General features: G+C 68.8%; 17 protein-coding genes. 9 read left to right on the top strand and 8 right to left on the bottom strand.

The genetic code is table 11. The features are described 5' to 3' along the window. Positions 1 to 14 precede the first annotated feature (14 nt). The 9 genes from nuoN (at position 15) to ACV4UZ_RS12290 (ending at position 9,392) form a co-directional block, all read left to right on the top strand. Positions 15 to 1,478, top strand: a complete 1,464-nt coding sequence (gene nuoN / locus ACV4UZ_RS12330) for an NADH-quinone oxidoreductase subunit NuoN (protein ID WP_491601120.1) — start codon at positions 15 to 17, stop codon at positions 1,476 to 1,478. Then, positions 1,475 to 2,221, top strand: a complete 747-nt coding sequence (locus ACV4UZ_RS12325) for a biotin--[acetyl-CoA-carboxylase] ligase (protein WP_491601119.1) — start codon at positions 1,475 to 1,477, stop codon at positions 2,219 to 2,221. Before nuoN ends, ACV4UZ_RS12325 begins: the two co-directional genes overlap by 4 nt. A 12-nt stretch (positions 2,222 to 2,233) precedes the next feature. Beyond that, entirely contained in the window at positions 2,234 to 3,016 is a 783-nt protein-coding gene (locus ACV4UZ_RS12320) for a type III pantothenate kinase (protein ID WP_491601118.1), read from the top strand. Then, positions 3,013 to 4,662: a ribonuclease J gene (locus ACV4UZ_RS12315; protein WP_491601117.1), complete on the top strand. Its 1,650-nt coding sequence runs from the start codon at positions 3,013 to 3,015 to the stop codon at positions 4,660 to 4,662. The genes ACV4UZ_RS12320 and ACV4UZ_RS12315 overlap by 4 nt, the downstream gene beginning before the upstream one ends. Before the next feature lie 143 nt (positions 4,663 to 4,805). After that, positions 4,806 to 5,288, top strand: coding sequence for a flavodoxin FldA (gene fldA, locus ACV4UZ_RS12310; RefSeq protein ID WP_491601116.1), 483 nt, complete (start codon positions 4,806 to 4,808; stop codon positions 5,286 to 5,288). Continuing rightward, positions 5,285 to 5,644: a DUF2023 family protein gene (locus tag ACV4UZ_RS12305; protein WP_491601115.1), complete on the top strand. Its 360-nt coding sequence runs from the start codon at positions 5,285 to 5,287 to the stop codon at positions 5,642 to 5,644. The genes fldA and ACV4UZ_RS12305 overlap by 4 nt, the downstream gene beginning before the upstream one ends. A 93-nt stretch (positions 5,645 to 5,737) precedes the next feature. Continuing rightward, on the top strand, positions 5,738 to 7,807 hold the full coding sequence (locus ACV4UZ_RS12300) for a methyl-accepting chemotaxis protein (RefSeq protein WP_491601114.1): 2,070 nt from the start codon (positions 5,738 to 5,740) through the stop codon (positions 7,805 to 7,807). A gap of 39 nt (positions 7,808 to 7,846) precedes the next feature. Beyond that, positions 7,847 to 8,338, top strand: coding sequence for a molybdopterin-guanine dinucleotide biosynthesis protein B (mobB, locus tag ACV4UZ_RS12295; RefSeq protein WP_491601113.1), 492 nt, complete (start codon positions 7,847 to 7,849; stop codon positions 8,336 to 8,338). Between the two features lie 418 nt (positions 8,339 to 8,756). Further along, positions 8,757 to 9,392 (top strand): response regulator, encoded by a 636-nt coding sequence (locus ACV4UZ_RS12290; RefSeq protein WP_491601112.1) that lies wholly within the window; start codon positions 8,757 to 8,759, stop codon positions 9,390 to 9,392. A 56-nt stretch (positions 9,393 to 9,448) separates the two neighbouring features. Here ACV4UZ_RS12290 and ACV4UZ_RS12285 read toward each other — a convergent pair whose 3' ends face one another. From ACV4UZ_RS12285 to ACV4UZ_RS12250, 8 genes are read right to left on the bottom strand one after another with little or no spacing between them, the layout of a single operon-like run. After that, on the bottom strand, positions 9,449 to 10,123 hold the full coding sequence (locus ACV4UZ_RS12285) for an ABC transporter ATP-binding protein (protein WP_491601111.1): 675 nt from the start codon (positions 10,121 to 10,123) through the stop codon (positions 9,449 to 9,451). Next, positions 10,123 to 11,370, bottom strand: coding sequence for an ABC transporter permease (locus tag ACV4UZ_RS12280; RefSeq protein WP_491601110.1), 1,248 nt, complete (start codon positions 11,368 to 11,370; stop codon positions 10,123 to 10,125). The genes ACV4UZ_RS12285 and ACV4UZ_RS12280 overlap by 1 nt, the downstream gene beginning before the upstream one ends. Then, positions 11,371 to 12,381: an efflux RND transporter periplasmic adaptor subunit gene (locus ACV4UZ_RS12275; RefSeq protein WP_491601109.1), complete on the bottom strand. Its 1,011-nt coding sequence runs from the start codon at positions 12,379 to 12,381 to the stop codon at positions 11,371 to 11,373. After that, complete coding sequence (gene bioA / locus ACV4UZ_RS12270; RefSeq protein WP_491601108.1) at positions 12,378 to 13,697, bottom strand: adenosylmethionine--8-amino-7-oxononanoate transaminase; 1,320 nt, start codon at positions 13,695 to 13,697, stop codon at positions 12,378 to 12,380. Before bioA ends, ACV4UZ_RS12275 begins: the two co-directional genes overlap by 4 nt. Continuing rightward, positions 13,694 to 14,311 (bottom strand): dethiobiotin synthase, encoded by a 618-nt coding sequence (bioD, locus tag ACV4UZ_RS12265; protein WP_491601107.1) that lies wholly within the window; start codon positions 14,309 to 14,311, stop codon positions 13,694 to 13,696. Before bioD ends, bioA begins: the two co-directional genes overlap by 4 nt. Beyond that, positions 14,308 to 15,042 (bottom strand): methyltransferase domain-containing protein, encoded by a 735-nt coding sequence (locus ACV4UZ_RS12260; protein ID WP_491601106.1) that lies wholly within the window; start codon positions 15,040 to 15,042, stop codon positions 14,308 to 14,310. Before ACV4UZ_RS12260 ends, bioD begins: the two co-directional genes overlap by 4 nt. After that, entirely contained in the window at positions 15,039 to 15,677 is a 639-nt protein-coding gene (locus ACV4UZ_RS12255) for an alpha/beta fold hydrolase (RefSeq protein WP_491601105.1), read from the bottom strand. The genes ACV4UZ_RS12260 and ACV4UZ_RS12255 overlap by 4 nt, the downstream gene beginning before the upstream one ends. Continuing rightward, positions 15,674 to 16,852 (bottom strand): aminotransferase class I/II-fold pyridoxal phosphate-dependent enzyme, encoded by a 1,179-nt coding sequence (locus tag ACV4UZ_RS12250; protein ID WP_491601104.1) that lies wholly within the window; start codon positions 16,850 to 16,852, stop codon positions 15,674 to 15,676. The genes ACV4UZ_RS12255 and ACV4UZ_RS12250 overlap by 4 nt, the downstream gene beginning before the upstream one ends. Between the last annotated feature and the right edge of the window lie 17 nt (positions 16,853 to 16,869).

Below are 16,869 nucleotides of genomic sequence, written 5' to 3'. Positions count from 1 at the left end.
GGGGGACCTAAGACGTGATCAAGACTCTCGACCTCGTCCCGGTCCTGCCGGAAATCTTTCTGGCGGTGGCCGGTCTGGCCCTGCTGATGCTGGGCGTGTTCCGCAAGGAGGACAGCACCAAGTCGGTGTCGGTCCTGGTGATCCTGGCGCTGGGCGCCGCCATGGTGCTGGTCTCCAGCCTGGGCGGCGAGCGGCTGGTGGCCTTCGGCGGCCTGTTCGTCGCCGACCGCTTCGCCGGCTTCGCCAAGGGCATGGTGCTGGTGGCCTCGGCCATCGCGGCGGCCATGTCGCTGCCTTACCTCGAGCGCGAGAAGATCGGCCGCTTCGAATACCCGGTGCTGGTGCTGTTCGCCACGCTGGGCATGATGATGATGATCTCGGCCAACGATTTCATCGCTCTCTACCTGGGTCTCGAGCTGCAGAGCCTGTCGCTCTACGTGCTGGCCGCCTACAACCGCGACAACGCCCGGGCCACCGAGGCGGGCCTCAAGTACTTCGTGCTGGGCGCCCTGGCCTCGGGCCTGCTGCTCTACGGCGTCTCGCTGATCTACGGCTTCGCCGGCACCACCTCGTTCGACACCCTGGCCAACCTGTTCTCGGGCGGCCACGAGCACCCGGTGAAGCCCAATCTCGGCGTCATCGCCGGTCTGGTCTTCGTGCTGGCGGGCCTGAGCTTCAAGGTCTCGGCGGTGCCGTTCCACATGTGGGCGCCGGACGTCTACGAGGGCGCGCCCACTCCGGTGACCTCGTTCTTCGCGGTGGCCCCCAAGATCGCCGCCTTGTGCCTGCTGGTGCGCGTCATGACCGGCCCCTTCGCCGATCTGGTGGAGCAGTGGCGCCAGGTGGTGACCTTCATCGCCATCGGCTCCATGTTCGTCGGCGCCTTCGCCGCCGTGGTCCAGACCAACATCAAGCGTCTGATGGCCTATTCGTCCATCGGCCATGTGGGCTTCGTGCTGGTGGGCATCGCCGCCGGCTCGACCCTGGGCATCCAGGGCGTGCTGATCTATCTGGCCATCTACCTGTTCATGAACGTGGGCACCTTCGCGGTGATCCTGTCCATGCGCCAGAAGGGCCGCATGGTCGAGGGCATCGACGATCTGGCCGGCCTGTCCAAGACCCACCCCATGATGGCCTTCGTCATGGCGGTGCTGATGTTCTCCATGGCGGGCGTGCCGCCGCTGGCCGGCTTCTGGGGCAAGTTCTACGTGTTCATGGCCGCCGTCGAGTCCGGCCTCTACACCCTGGCCATCATCGGCCTGCTGTCCTCGGTGGTGAGCGCCTACTACTACCTGCGCATCATCAAGGTCATGTACTTCGACGAGCCGGTGGAAGCCTTCGACAAGCCGGTGGGCGCGTCCATGTCCCTGATCATGGCGGTGTCCACCCTGGTGATCCTGGCCTTCACCCTGATCCCGGCGCCGCTGGTCACCAGCGCCAAGGCGGCGGCCCAGGTGCTGTTCCCGGCGGCGGGATGACCACCATTCAACTGCCGGCGCCGTTCAGCCATGTGGGCCTGGACAGCGTCGGCAGCACCAACGACGAGGCGCGGCGGCGGGTCGAGGACGGCACCGCCGCCGATCTTTTGGTGGTGACCGCGGCTCGCCAGACCGCGGGGCGCGGCCGGCGCGGCCGGGCCTGGGAAAGCCCCGAAGGCAATCTGCACGCCTCGTTGGCCATTCGCATCCATCGGCCGCTGGCCGAGGCGGCCCAGATCGGCTTCGTGGCGGCGCTGGCCCTGGCCGAGGCCCTTGACGAAGTGGTGCCGGGTCACGATGTGCGCTGCAAGTGGCCCAACGACGTGCTGATCGACGGCCGCAAGGTGGCGGGCATGCTGCTGGAAAGCGCCGGCGACGGCTGGCTGGTGCTGGGCATCGGCGTCGATGTGGCGGCGCGGCCCGCGCCGGGCGAGACCTTGTATGCGACCATGGCGCTGGTGGAACTGGGCTATGGCGGCGATACTGTGCCGGTCCTGACCGCCCTTTGCCGGCATTTCGGCCCGTGGCTGGCCCGCTGGCGGAGCGAGGGATTCGCGCCGGTGCGTGCCGCCTGGCTGGACCGGGCGCGGGGATTGGGCGAGGCGGCGGTGGTCCGCCTCGAGGCCGGGACGCTGTCCGGCGTGTTCAAGGGCCTCGACCAGGAGGGCGGCATGCTGCTCGACCAGGGCGAGGCCGGTATCCGCCGGGTGCTGGCCGGCGACGTGTTCTTTCCGGGATTGTGACGGAGCTCATCCATGCTGTTGGCCATCGATTCGGGCAACACCAACATCGTCTTCGCCGTCTATGACGGCGACACCCTGCGCGGCGAGTGGCGTGCCTCGACCGATTCCGAGCGCACCGCCGACGAGCTGGGGGTCTGGCTCACCCAGCTGCTGACCATCGAGGGGCTGAACCGCCTGGACATCACCTCGGCGATCATCGCCTCGGTGGTGCCGGCCATGGTGTTCGGGCTGAAGACGCTGTGCCGCCGCTACTTCAAGTGCGAGCCGCTGGTGGTGGGGGACGAGGGCGTCGATCTCGGCCTCTCCATCCTGCTGGACCGCCCCGAGGAAGTGGGCGCCGACCGTCTGGTCAACGCCGTGGCGGCGCACAAGTACTACAAGGGGCCGCTGATCGTCATCGATTTCGGCACCGCCACCACCTTCGACGTGGTGGACGCCGAGGGCAATTACTGCGGCGGCGCCATCTCGCCCGGCATCAACCTGTCGCTGGAGGCGCTGCACATGGCCGCCGCCAAGCTGCCGCGCGTCGCCATCGGCCGCCCGCGCCAGGTGATCGGCCGCGCCACGGTGCCGGCCATGCAGTCGGGTATCTTCTGGGGCTATGTCGGCCTGATCGAGGGATTGGTGAAGCGTATCAAGGAGGAGTTCGGCTCCGACATGCTGGTGGTGGCCACCGGCGGGCTGGCGCCGCTGTTCGCCGAGGCCACCAAGGTGATCAACGCGCTGGACGCCGACCTCACCCTGCGCGGCCTCCTCGAGATCAACCGCCGCAATACCGCCCCGGTGCGGGGATGAGCCAGGGCGAACTCCTCTTTCTGCCGCTGGGGGGCGTCGGCGAGATCGGCATGAACCTGGCGCTGTACGGCTACGGCGGCAAGTGGCTGATGGTCGATTGCGGTGTCTCCTTCGGCGACGAGACCATGCCCATGGTCGACGTGGTGATGGCCGATCCCGCCTGGATCGAGGAGCGCCGCGACAAGTTGGCGGGCATCGTGCTGACCCATGGCCACGAGGACCATCTGGGCGCCATCCAGTACCTGTGGGACCGCCTGCGCTGTCCGGTGTGGGCGACGCCGTTCTCGGCCTCCATCCTGAAGAACAAGCTGCACGAGACCGGCCTGCACACCCAGGTGCCTCTCAACGTAGTTGAGCTGGGGTCGCGCTTCGCGGTGGGTCCGTTCGAGATCGAAATGATCTCCATCACTCATTCCATCCCCGAGCCGAATCTGCTGGCCATCCGCACGCCGCTGGGCACCGTCGTCCATACCGGCGACTGGAAGTTCGACCCCGATCCGCTGCTGGGCCTGCCCACCGATGCCGAGGCCCTGCGCCGGGTGGGCAAGGACGGCGTCCTGGCCCTGATCGGCGATTCCACTAACGTCTTCACCAAGGGCCATTCGGGCTCGGAATCCCAGGTGCGCGGCAGCCTGATCGAGCTGCTGGGGCGCTTCGACGGCCGTATTGCGGTATCGTGCTTCGCCACCAACGTGGCGCGGCTGGAAAGCATCGCCGTGGCGGCCATGGCCAACGACCGCAACGTCGCCCTGGTGGGCCGCAGCCTGTGGCGCATCGACAAGGCGGCGCGCGAGAACGGCTATCTCGCCGATCTGCCGCCGTTTCTCACCGAGCACGACGCCGGCTACCTGCCCAAGGACAAGGTGGTCTACATCTGCACCGGCAGCCAGGGCGAGCCCCGCGCCGCCCTGGCCCGCATCGCGTCCGGCGACCATCCCCACGTCAAGCTGGGCAAGGGCGACGTCTGCATCTTCTCGTCGCGCATCATTCCCGGCAACGAGAAGGACATCTTCAGGCTGCAGAACGATCTGGTCCGCCTGGGCGTCGAGGTGGTGACCGAGAAGGACGAGTTCGTCCACGTCTCGGGCCATCCGGCCCGCGAGGAGATGGAGGAGATGTACCGCCTGCTGCGTCCGCGCCTCGCCGTGCCGGTGCATGGCGAGGCCCGCCACCTGCAGGAGCACGCCCGGCTGGCGCGGGCCTGTGGGGTGGAGGAGGCGGTGGAGACCGCCAACGGCGCCATGCTGCGCCTGGCCCCCGGCCCGGTCGAGGTGGTGGACCACGTTCCCACCGGCAAGCTGTGCGTGGACGGGCCGCGCATCGTGCGCCTCGATTCCGAGATCCTGCGCAACCGGCGGCGCATGGTGTTCAACGGCTCGGCCGTGGTCACCGTGGTGCTGGACAAGGTGGGCAAGCTTCTGGGCGACCCGCAGCTGACCGCGCTGGGCCTGCTCGACGCCGCCCACGAGGCGGAGGAGCACGACGCCGTGGTGGAAGCGGTGAGGGACGCCATCGAGGAACTGCCCTTGAAGGTCCGCCGCGACGACGGCGTGGTGCGCGAGGCCGCCCGCCTGGCGGTACGCCGTTCGCTGCGCGATACCCACGGCAAGAAGCCCATCACCGACGTGCATCTGGTTCGGGTTTGAGGCTATCTTCGGGGGCTGCGCCTCCGAATGGGTCTGGACGATAGGTCAGCCGCGTCGGCGAGTGTCCACGGCGCCCAAAGATATTGCGACTCATTATCAATCGCAGTATGATGCTCCATCAACCACAGGCCGGGAGCAGCCCAATGAACGTGACCGTGATTTTCGGATCGGATGCGGGAGCCACCAGGGAGGTGGCGGCCCGCATCGCCAAGCGGATCGGCGGCCAATTGCTCGACGTCCAGGAGGCGCGGACCGAGGATTACGAGGCGTGCGACCTGTTGATCCTGGGCAGCCCCACCTATGGCATGGGGGAGTTGCAGACCGACTGGGACCTGCACCTGGGCCAGCTCGAGGCGGCGGATCTGTCGTCGCGCAAGGTGGCGCTGTTCGGTACCGGCGACCAGTTGACCTATCCCGACAGCTTCGTCGATGCCATGGGCATCCTTTACGACAAGGTGGTGGCGCGGGGAGGCGAGGTGGTCGGCTTCACCGATATTGCCGGCTATGACTTTACCGGCTCCACGGCGCTCAGGGACGGGCGGTTCGTCGGCCTGGCCCTCGACGAGGACACCCAGTCCCACCTGACCAACGGCCGGATCGACGCATGGCTGGAGCAACTGCGATGAGGTCACAGGTCATGGGAGACCTCGTCCACCGGCTCTACGAGCACCGCAAGGGGGTCCGCCAGCTGTTCATGATGACCATGGGCGCCCAGGAGGCGCTGCTGGTGGTCAACCGGCTGCGCTATGAAGGCATCGAATACCACGTCCAGACGGTCAGCCCGAAAAAGGTCAACGTCTTCTTCGGCCGCGAGGCCTGCGTCGAGTTGGTGCGCCACGTGGTGACCAAGCCGCTGTGCCGCCTGACGCCCGAGGAGGATTTCATCCTGGGCACCTTGCTCGGCTATGACCGCGAGCAGCAATGCCTGCGTTTCCTGTCCATGACCCGCGAGGGACGGGGGGCGGTGGCGGCCACGGGCTGAGTCACCAAACCGTAACCGCCCTGACACGGAAGAGTCCCGCTTGGCTCTTATGATCCCGCCCAGGGGGAAGGGGGATCATCGAGCCTCGAGGACATGATCGTGAAGCAGGATGCCGTTACAGCCGACGTGTTCGGTCTTCGCCCCCCTTCCTGGACCTGGGCCTGGGCCTGGGCGCGTGAAGGTCTCAAGGCCGGCGAGGTTCCATTCCTGGCCGACCTTCCCATCCGTGGCCGCTTCATTCTCCTGGTCGTCCTGGCCCTGGCGGCCGCCGTGGTGTTCGGCAGCGTCTATCTCGCCGCCGGGCAGCGCATCGAGGCCATGCTGCAGGACCAGGATTCCTATCGCCGGCTCAACGATCTGGCCGGCGACGTGCGGGCCCGCTCGGCGGTGGCCCAGAACCTGATGGAGGTGTTCGCCCGCGAGCACGACGCCGCCACCGCCCAGGCCCTTCGCCACGACCTCGACCAGATCCGCGAACGGCTGGACGCGGTGGCCGAGCTGTCGGCCGGAGGCCCCATGGCCCAGGCGGTGGGCGAGGCCCAGGTTGGGGTCGAGGCCATCGCCCTCTCCTTCGCCCGGCTGGAGGAGGAGATGACCCGTCTCGGCCTCTCGCCGTCTTCGGGATTGCGGGCCCGCCTCACCGAATCCTCGCGCGCCGTGGAGCAGGAACTGGCCATGTGGCCGTCCTCGGCGCCGCTGTCGCTGGCGGTGACCAGGCTGCGGCTGGCCGAGCGCGATTTCATGCTGGACGGGCAGGGGGACGCCCTGGGGCGGCATCAGGCCGCCCTCGGCCAGCTGGACATGGCCCTGGACAGCTCGATCCTGCCCGCGTCCACCCGCGACGATCTGCGGCGCCTCAGCGCCACCTATGGCGAGGACCTCCAGGCCTTCGCCGCCGGTGCCCGGGCGGTCAGGGCCGAGCTGGCCGAGGTCCGCGCCGGTTTCCAGTCGCTGCAGCCGGTGATGCAGCGGGTCCTGGCCTTCGCCCGCGAGGGCATGGCCCAGGCCATCGCCGCCCAGGAGGCCGAACGCCGCGCCACCGGGCGTCAGGTGGCCCTGGTCGGCATGCTGGCCGGCCTGTCCTTCCTGGCCGCCTGCCTGGTGATCGCCCATTCCATCACCCGGCCGGTGCGTCTCATCCAGGATGCCATGGAGCGGCTGTCCCACGGCGACCACGCCGTCGCCGTGCCCGGCACCGGGCGAAAGGACGAGATAGGCGACATGGCCCGCGCCGTGGGGGTGTTCAAGGAGAACGCCATCGCCATGGTGCGGCTGCAGGACGAGCAGCACTCCATCCGGGCCAAGGCCGATGCCGCCAACCGGGCCCATCTGCTGGCCCTGGCCGAGGGCTTCGAGCAGGCGGTGAAGAGCACCGCCGATCTGGTCGCCTCCAACGCGGTGGGCATTCGCGACACCGCCGAGCGCATGACCTCGGGGACCGACAGCGGCAAGAGCAGCGCGCTGTCCGTGGCCGAGGCCGCCCGCCAGTGCCGGGCGACGGTGCGCTCGGTGGCCGAGGCCACCACGGAGCTGGGGGGCTCGGTGCGGGAAATCTCGGCCGGGGCGGAGGGCGCCGCGGCCATCGCCCAGGACGCGGTGGTCCGCCTCAATGCCGCCACCGGGCGCATTCAGAGCCTGTCCGAGGTGGCCGGGCGCATCGGGCGGGTGGTGACCATGATCGAGGAGATCGCCCAGCGCACCAACATGCTGGCCCTCAACGCCACCATCGAGGCCCAGCGGGCCGGCGAGGCGGGCAAGGGCTTCGCCGTGGTGGCGGGCGAGGTCAAGCACCTGGCCCACCAGACCGCCCGCTCCACCCGCGAGATCGCCTCCCAGGTGGCGGAGATCCAGGGGGCCACCGCCGACACCGCCCTGGCCATCGACGGTATCGGCGAGGCCATCCTGCGCATGGACCGCATCGCCGGCGAGGTGGCCGGGGCCGTGGCCCGCCAGCGCGAGGTCACCGGCCGCATCGAGCAATGCGTCGAGGAGATGGACGGCGACGCCGCCGTGGTGGGCGACGGCGTCGCCTCGGTGACCCAGGCGGCGGTGCGCTACTGCGCGGCGGCCATCCGGGTGATCTGGGCGGCCAAGGACCTGTCGCGGCCCGCCACCGCCCTGAACCACGAGGTGGATTCCTTCCTGGCGACGGTTCGGCGATAGCCCCTTGCCCATGGCGGCCGGTTTGATAGGCTGGCCGTCATGAAAGTCTTCGGAATCGCCGGCTGGAGCGGCAGCGGCAAGACCACCCTGCTCGTCCGGCTGATCCCCGCCCTGGTCGGGGCCGGGATCAGGGTCGCCACCGTTAAGCACACCCACCACGACCCCGCCGTGGGTGACGAGGAGTGCCGGGCCCTGGCCCGCGCCGGCGCGGTGGAATGCGTTGTGGCCTCGCCGCACCGCTTCGCCCTGATCCATGAAATCCATCCGGGCGAGACGGAGCCGCCCCTCGACTGGCTGATGGAACGCTTCGCCGGAATCGATCTGTTGCTGATCGAGGGCTATAAATGGGCATCCCATCCCAAGCTGGAAGTTTGGGATCCGTCCCTGGGCAAGTCCATGCTGGCTCCCGCCGAAACAAGCATTGTCGCGCTAGCTTCCGACGAGCCGGTGAACGCCGTCCCGCTGCCGCGATTTCATCGTGACGATATCGCCGGGATAGCCACCTATATTTGCCAGTATTGCCAAATTTGATTTGTGATTATTTGTAGCGATTGAAGTTTTACCCATTGGAATAATGGGTTCTGCTAAGGAAACTGCCAGAAAAAATGCGGAATGTGCCTGCCGGCGTAGGGTGTCGGCCTGATGGGCTGTGCTTATGCATTTCGACAGATTCAACTTATGCTGATAAATGTGTTTCACACCCGGGAGTGATATTTTAAATTGGCGAATATCTGTCATGCTCTTGCATATCCGGCGTTGCTCCCTGGACCAAAGCATGATTAAAGTATTACGGGTTCTGGGGTTGCCGGTTGGCCGGGCTCGCCATGGGGGCGGTTCGGTTGCCGGAGGGAAGAAGTGGTTCGCGTCGACTGTGTGACGCGCCTCCCGCGTGGGCAGGCCGAAGGGGTTCGGGCTGGCCGGGCGGCTGACTTATTGGGGATTTTGTGCAATGAAGGTTCTTCTTGCCGACGATCATGCGTTGTTCCGTGAAGGCGTGCGCATGGTTCTGGAAAGCCTGTCCGACGAGTCCCTCGACATCATCGAGGCCTCGGATTTCAATCAGATGCTCAATCTGGTGCGTGCCAACGGCGACATCGACGTGGCGTTGATGGATCTGTCCATGCCCGGAATGGATGGATTTTCCGCCATCGGGGCGGTCCGGCGCTCGGCGCCCGACATCTATCTGGTGGTGGTCTCCGCATCCGAGGAACCGCAGACGGTCAGGAAGGCGCTGGACAGCGGCGCCCACGGCTACATCTGTAAATCCGCCGGCAGCGCCTCCATGATGGCGGGCATCCGTTCGGTGCTGGCGGGCGACACCTTCGTCAGCCCACATATCGTCGTTCCCGATTCTCCCGCTCCCGCGGCGGGCGACATCAGCGGCGAGCAATTGCATTCGCTGCTGACGCCCCGCCAGCGCGACGTGCTGGCCATGCTGCGCCAGGGCAAATCCAACAAGGAAATCGCCCGCGATCTCACCCTGGCCGAGATCACCGTCAAGCTGCATGTCACCGCCATCCTGCGGGCGCTGGGCTGCGAGAACCGCACCCAGGCGGCCATCCTTGCCGCCAAGATGGGGGTCTGACCCCTTTCGCGGCCGGCAGCGCAGCGGGCAGAAGGCCCGCTCATCCCGGACACCGGCTAATCGACGATCCGCCCGTCCACCAGATGGATGCGGCGATCGGCGGTCTGCGCCAGTTCGGCATCGTGGGTGACCACCACCACCGTGCGGTTCTGCCGTTGGGCAAGATCGCGGAACAGTTCGAACACCAGATGGGCGGTGCGGGTGTCCAGGTTGCCGGTGGGCTCGTCGGCCAGGATCAGCGGCGGGTCGTTGGCCAGCGCCCGGGCGATGGCGACCCGCTGGCGCTGGCCGCCCGACAGCTGGTCGGGATACTTGCGCCGGTGGTCGGCCAGTTCCAGGGAGTCCAGCAGCCCGCTGGCCCGCTTGGCCGCCTGGGAATCGCTCAGGGCTCCCAGGCGGCGGATGGGAATTTCCACATTGGCCTGGCAGGTGAATTCCGGCAGCAGGAAGTGGAACTGGAAGACGAAGCCGATGGAGGCCAGGCGCAGGTCGGCCATGGCATCGGGCGACAGGCCGCCGGTATCCTTGCCCTGCAGCCACACCGACCCGGCGGTGGGGATGTCGAGCAGCCCCAGCAGGTAGAGCAGCGACGACTTGCCCGAGCCGGACGGCCCGGTCACCGCCACGAACTCGCCCCGTCCGATGGTCAGGTCGATGTCGCGCACCAGGGTGACCGGCACCGGGCCGGGCAGTTCGCGGGTCACGCCTCTCGCCTCGATGGCCGCGTCCATCAACCGGCTCCCCGCACGATGTCCACCGGATTGAGGCGGGAGGCGCGGCGCGCCGGCACCCAGGCCGCCAGGGTGGCCGAGGTGATGGCCATCAGGGCGCTGATGGCGTAGTGCCTGGGCGTGCGGTAGAGCACGAAGCCCTCGGCCTTGACGAAGCCTTCCATCTTGAAGTCGATGGAGGCCATGAACTCGATCAGGCCCCAGCCCATCAGCCAGCCGATCACCGTGCCGATCAGGCCGACGATCAATCCCTCCAGGACGAAGATGCGGCGGATGTCACGATCCCGGAAGCCCATGGATTTCAGGATGCCGATGTCCCTGGTCTTCTCGAACACCACGGTGGAGATGACGTTGAAGATGCCGAAGCAGGCGACGATCAGGATGGCGCTGACCGTGGAATACATGATGGCGTTCTGGATGACGAAGATGCCCAGCACGTTGCGCGACTGCTCCATCCAGGGCTCCGAGCGGTAGCCGAAGCGCCGCTCGATCTCGGCGGCCAGCGGCCCGGCCTGCTCCACGTCGTCGAGGCGAAGATTGAGGCGGTTGATGACGTTGGGACGGTTCTGGAGGATCTGCGCCTTCTTCAAGAGGGTGTAGACCTCGAAATTATCCATCAGCGTGATGTTGCTGCGGAAGATCCCCACCACCTTCATCTTCAGCATCACGCCCTGGGGCGACACCGCCGAGATCAGGTCGTCCTTGCGGATGCCGGCCTTGGCCGCCACGCCTTCGCCCAGGATGATGCCGTTCGACGTGGTGTAGAGCGCGTCCAGCGAGCCCGACAGCAGGTCCTTTTCCAGATGGGTGACGTGGCGCTCCCGTTCGGGCTGGATGCCGGTGACGTTGACCGAGACGTCCTTGCCGCCGAAGCGCAGCAGCAGGTTGCCCGACAGCGCCGGGGCGACGTGGACGCCGGGCACCTCCTCGAGCGTCGCCAGCATGTTGCGGGCGCCCCGGATGCCGCGCACCTCTTCCCGGGGCTTCAGGCCGTGAAGCGCGACGGCACCGTCGGGATAGGCCCGCTCCACCGCCTGTTTCGGCGCGGCGCGCACCTCGTCCTTGACGATGATGTGGGGCTGCACGTCGATGATCCGCGCGATGAAGTCGCGCTGGAAGCCCTGCATCATGGCCGAGATGCCGATGAAGAAGGCGACGCCCAGCGACACGCCCAGCAGCGACACCAGGGTCTGGCGCCGCCGGTGGCGCAGATGCTGGAGCGCGATGGCGAGGCCGAGCGGCAGCACCTATTTCACCCGGACGCGGTCGCCGGGCTTCATCCCGGCGGGAGGCGAGGCGATGACCGGCTGGCCGGACTCGAGCCCGCCGGTCACCTCCACCATGGTACGGCCGCGGATGCCGATGGCCAGGGGAAGGGGGGCCACCCGCCCGTTCTCCACCACCAGCGCCGTGCTGCCGTCCTTGAGCGCGGTGACCGGCAGCAGCAGGGCTTCGGCGTGCTCGGCGGTGATGATGTTGATCTCGGTGGTCATGCCCACCAGCAGCGGGGTGTCGTCGGGAAGCGCCACGCGGACGCGGAAGGTCTTGTTGACCGGGTCGCCCTTGGGCGTGACGCGGTCGACCCGGGCTTCCAGCACCTTCTCGGCGAAGGCGTCGGCCTTGATCAGCACCTTCTGGCCGATCCTCACCCGGGCGATGTCCTCCTCGTCCACCTCGGCGGTGATGCGCAACGGGCGCGGCGCCCCCACCCAGAACAGGGCGTCCTTGACCTCGGCCAGTTCGCCGATCTCGCCGTCGCGCTTCAGGACCACGCCGTCCATGGGCGAGGTGACCAGCAGGTCCGAGCGCTTCTGCCGCGCCGCGTTGATGGCGGCGGTGATCTGGGCGTATTCGCTCCGCGCCTTCTGGGTGGCCTCGGTGGAGCGGTAGCCGCGCTCGGTCAGCGCCGCCGAGCGGTTCATCTCTTCGCGCCAATAGGCGGCCTTGGCCTCCAGCTCGGCGATGCGGGCGCGGGCCTCGCGGTCGTCCAGGCGGGCCAGCGGCTGGCCCTCCTTCACCGTGTCGCCCTCGGCGGCCAGAATCTCGGCGATGCGTCCCGGCGCGACGGGGGCGATGCGCGCCCATTTCTCCGCCTCCACCGTGCCGGTGGCGTAGATGGCCTCCACCGCCGGGCCGCGCTTGGGCGGCACCAGCACCACTTCCGGAGCGGAAACGCGCCACCACCACCAGAAGCCGGCGGCGGCGAGGCCCACGAGGATCAGCAGCAGCGGCAGCTGGCGGAGGAGGCGCCGGTTCATTTGCTCAGTGTCCGCAGCACCTCGTCCACCGCGTCCCAGGCGCGGTGCAGTTCGGCATCGGTGATGCAGTAGGGGGGCAGCAGGTAGAGCACGTTGCCCAGGGGGCGCAGCAGCAGGCCGCGTTCCAGGAAGGCGGCCTTCATCCGGGGGCCGATGCCCGCCTCGTAGCCCTTGCCGCCGCCGATGACGTCCAGCGCCGCCACCGTGCCGGTCAGCCGCGTGTGGGCGACGTTGGCCAGCGCCTTCAGTCCGTCCAGGCGCTCCCGGTGGATGGCCTCGATGGCCGCGATGCGCTGCTGGCAGTCGGGGCCTTCCAGCAGGTCGAGCGAGGCCAGCCCGGCGGCGCAGCCGATGGGATTGGCGGTGTAGGAATGGCCGTGCAGGAAGGCCCGGGACAGATCCTGGCCCAGGAAGGCCTCGAAGATGCCGTCCCTGGCCACGGTCATGGACAGCGGCAGGAAGCCGCCGGTCAGCCCCTTGGACAGACAGATCAGGTCCGGGGTGATGCCGGCCTTGGCGCAGGCGAAGACGTCGCCGGTGCGCCCGAAGCCGGTCATCACCTCGTCGAGGATCAGAAGCGAACCGTGCTCGCGCACCTTGGCCTCCAGCTTCACCAGGAAGTCGGGGCGGCACATGCGCATGCCGCCGGCACCCTGGATCAGCGGCTCGATGATCACGGCGGAGACGCGGTCGGGTTGGGTGACGAACACCATGTCGATGGCGTCCAGCGCCGCCTGCTCCTTGGCCTCCACCTCGGCGTCGCCGTCCCAGGTGGCGGGGAAGGGCACGGTCTGCACCGGGAACAGCATGTCCTTCCAGGCGTTGAAATAGCCCGAGGAATGCCCGGCCGACATGGCCCCGGCGGTATCGCCGTGATAGCCGCCCTCGAAGGCGATGTAGGTCTTGCGCTGGCTTCCCTGGTTGCGCCAGTACTGGTGCGCCAGCTTCAGCGCCACCTCGACGGCGGTGGAGCCGTCGTCGGAATAGAACGCCCGGTTGAGGTCGCCGGGCAGGCGCCGGCACACGCGGGCGGCGAGGCGGGCGGCGGGCTCGTGGGTGAAGTCCGCGAAGATCACCTGCTCCAGGCGTCCGGCCTGGTCGGCGACGGCCTGGGCGATGGCCGGGTTGGCGTGGCCGTGCAGGTTGACCCACCACGACGACACCATGTCCAGATATTCGCGCCCGTCGGCGGCGAAGATGGTCGTCCCCCTGGCGCCCAGGGCCAGGATGGCCGGCTTGGCGGTGCCGGCCTGGGTGAAGGGATGCCAGACATGGCGGGCGTCCAGCGCCCGGAGATCGTCATAGGACAAGGTCATGGTTCACCCGGACAGGAAAAGGTTGGCGGCGGCAGGCCGGCGATGATGGCGGCGGTGACGGCGGGCAGGGCCTCGATCTCGGCCAGCACGCGGATGCCGCCGTAATGTTCGATGGCCTCGCGGTTGGCGGGGTTCTTCTGGCCGTTCATCACCACGCCCAGGATGGGCACCTGGCGGCGGCGCAGCATCTCCAGGGTCATCAGGGTGTGGTTGATGGTGCCCAGGCCCGAGCGGGCCACCACCAGGGCGGGCAGGGCGAGGCGCTCCATCAGGTCGATCATCAGCGCCACCTCGTTGATGGGCACCAGGACCCCGCCGGCCCCTTCCACCACCAGGGGGCGGTCGGTGGCGGGCGGCACCAGGGAGGTGAGATCGATGCGGGTCTTCTCGCGCCGCGCCGCCTCGTGGGGCGACAGGGGCGCGGCCAGCACGACGCCCGAGGGATGGATGCGGGCGGCGGGGGCGAGACGGGCGACGGAGTCGAAATCGGTGCCCTGGGCCGATCCGGTCTGGACGGGCTTCCAGTAATCGGCCGCCCAGTGCTGGGCCAGCCAGGCGGAGACCAGGGTCTTGCCCACGTCGGTGTCGGTGCCGGTGACGAAGACGCCCCTCATACGCGGTAGTCCAGCAGCAGAATGTCCCAGGTGACGGTGCAAGGTTTCCCCATGGCCCTGATGATGCGCCGGAGTTGGCCCGGCGGCAACGGGCGATGGCCGGGCCTGGGGGTCTGGGCGCCCAGTGCTTCCAGGGATTTGAGGAAATCCCGTCCGTCGGCGTAGTCCAGGGTCACGGGGCGCGATTCCACCCGGGCGCCGGGCAGCATGGCGGCCAGCTTCCGCGCGTCGGGATAGTCGGGCACGCCGGAGACCAGACCCAGGGCGCGGTGGGCCTCCTTCCACTGGGCGAAGGTGCCGTCGCCCAGGGTGGCGAGCAGCAGCCGCCCGCCGGGGGCCAGCAGCCCGGCCAGCCGGGCCAGGGCGCCCGGCAGGTCGGCGAACCACTGGGCCGCCAGGGAGGAGGCGATCAGGTCGAACGGCCCGCTGACATGGGGGGCCTCGGCATCCATCACCGCGAATGAGACGGTCGGGAGGGCCTTGACGGCCGCCGCGACCATGGCCGGGCTGAGATCGGTGGCGAGGATGGCGGAACCGGCGGGCAGGGCGGCGGCGAGGCGGCGGGTCAGCAGGCCGGTGCCGCATCCCAGTTCCAGCACCCTGAGGGGGGCGGAAAGCGGCCCCAGTTCCTCCACCAGGGCGTCGGCGGCCCGGACCTGGGCGCGGGCGGCGGCCTCGTAGCTGCCGGCGGCGGCGGAAAAGGCCCCGGCGATGGCCGTCTTGCGGCTCATGCCTCCAGCCTCGCGGCGAGGAGACGGACCTGCGACGCCACCCAGTCGGGATGGGTGAGGGGCAGCAGATGGCCTCCGCCCTCGGCCAGAATCAGGTCCTCGGGCGCGAAGCTGGCGAGGCTCATGCCCTGGGGGACGATGGGGTCGCCGGTTCCGGCCAGGGCCAGCACCGGGCAGGGCAGCATGCGCAGCGCGGTGCGCTCGTCGCAACGGGCCAGCCAGGACAGGCTTTCCTTGAGCGGCTCGGCGGCAATCATCGAAACGTCGGGTGACTGGATGCCGCAGCGGAGGAGAAAATCGGCGGTCACCTGCTGGGGCGCCTCGTCGAAGCGGGCCAGCATGCGCTCCACCAGCCGGGGGGGAACCCCATCGATGAAACTGGGGGCGCGGGTGAAGCGGGGAAAGGCGTTGACCGCCAGCAATCCCGCCCAGGGGCGCGGAATGTTGGCCAGCGCCCAGGCCAGCCCCATGGAATGGGCCAGGATCAGCGGGCGCGGCACCTTGGGGCGCTTCGGCCGGCCGTAGAAGCCCATGTCGACGCAATCGCCCCTGAAATCGGGCAGCCGCTCCAGCACCGGCATCCAGAACCCGGCATCGAAGCCCCAACCGTGGACGGCGAGCAGCGGCGGGCTCACTTGGCGGCCTCCACGCACTCCACGATGGCGGCCAGCAGCCGGTCGATGTCGGCGTCGGAATGGACCGCCGACAGGGCGAAGCGGATGCGGCTGGTGCCCGGCGGCACGGTGGGCGGGCGGATGGCGATGCCCAGCAGGCCGCGCGCCTCCAGCGCCCTGGCGATGTCGAGGGTGCGCCGCTCGTCGCCGAGGATGAGGGGCACGATCTGGCAGGCCGAGGGGCCGGTGTCCAGTCCCGCCGCCCGCAATCCCTCGCGCAGGCGCCGGGCCATCATCTGCAGACGGGCACGCTCGCCCTCCAGGCGCGGCACCAGATCCATGGCGGCGTCGATGGCGCCCAGGGTGGCCGGCGGCAGGCCGGTGGCGTAGATCAGCCCCGAGGCGCGGTTGATCAGCAATTCCCGCAGCCGGGCCGAGCACGCCACGTAAGCGCCGAAACTGCCCATGCCCTTGGAGAAGGTGCCCATGGCGATGTCGGCGCCCATGCCCGGCGACAGGCCGAAGCCCTGGGGCCCCAGAACGCCGGTGGCGTGGGCCTCGTCCACGTAGAGGAAGGCGTTCCAGCGCTTGGCCAGGGCCGACAGGGCTTCCATGTCGGTGACGTCGCCGTCCATGGAGAACACCGTCTCGGTGACGATGAAGCGTGGACCGGGCTTGTCGGCGTGGGCCTCGAGCAGGCTTTCCAGATGGTCGAAATCGTCGTGGCGATAGCGGTGGCGCCGCGCCCCCGACAGCTCCAGCCCGGCATGCAGGCTGGCGTGGATCAGCTTGTCGGCGAAGACCAGGGGCTCGGCCCCCCACAGGGCCTTGTCCAGCAGCGCGGGCAGCACCGAGGCGTTGCACTGCCAGCCGCTGGCCAGGATCAGGGCGGCCTCGGTCTGCTTGGCCCGGGCGATCTTGGCCTCCAGCGCCTCCATGGCGGCCAGGTGGCCGGTGACGAGGCGCGAGGCGCCCGAACCGGCGCCGTATTCGTTCAGCCAGCGCCGCGAACGCTCCACCACTTCCGGGTGGCGGGACAGGCCGAGATAGTCGTTTGAGGAAAAGTTGACCAGCTCGCGCCCGCCCACCCGCACCCGGCCGGCGGGCAGGGGTTCGACCGGGCGCAACACCCGTCTGCGCCCGGCCTGGTCCAGGCCGTCGAGGAAGTGTCCGATGCTGTCGTCCAAGCCCATCATCACCGCGACTTGCCCTT

It is taken from the genome of Paramagnetospirillum sp., assembly GCF_058402745.1.
This window is presented reverse-complemented; position numbering and strand designations above follow the sequence as displayed.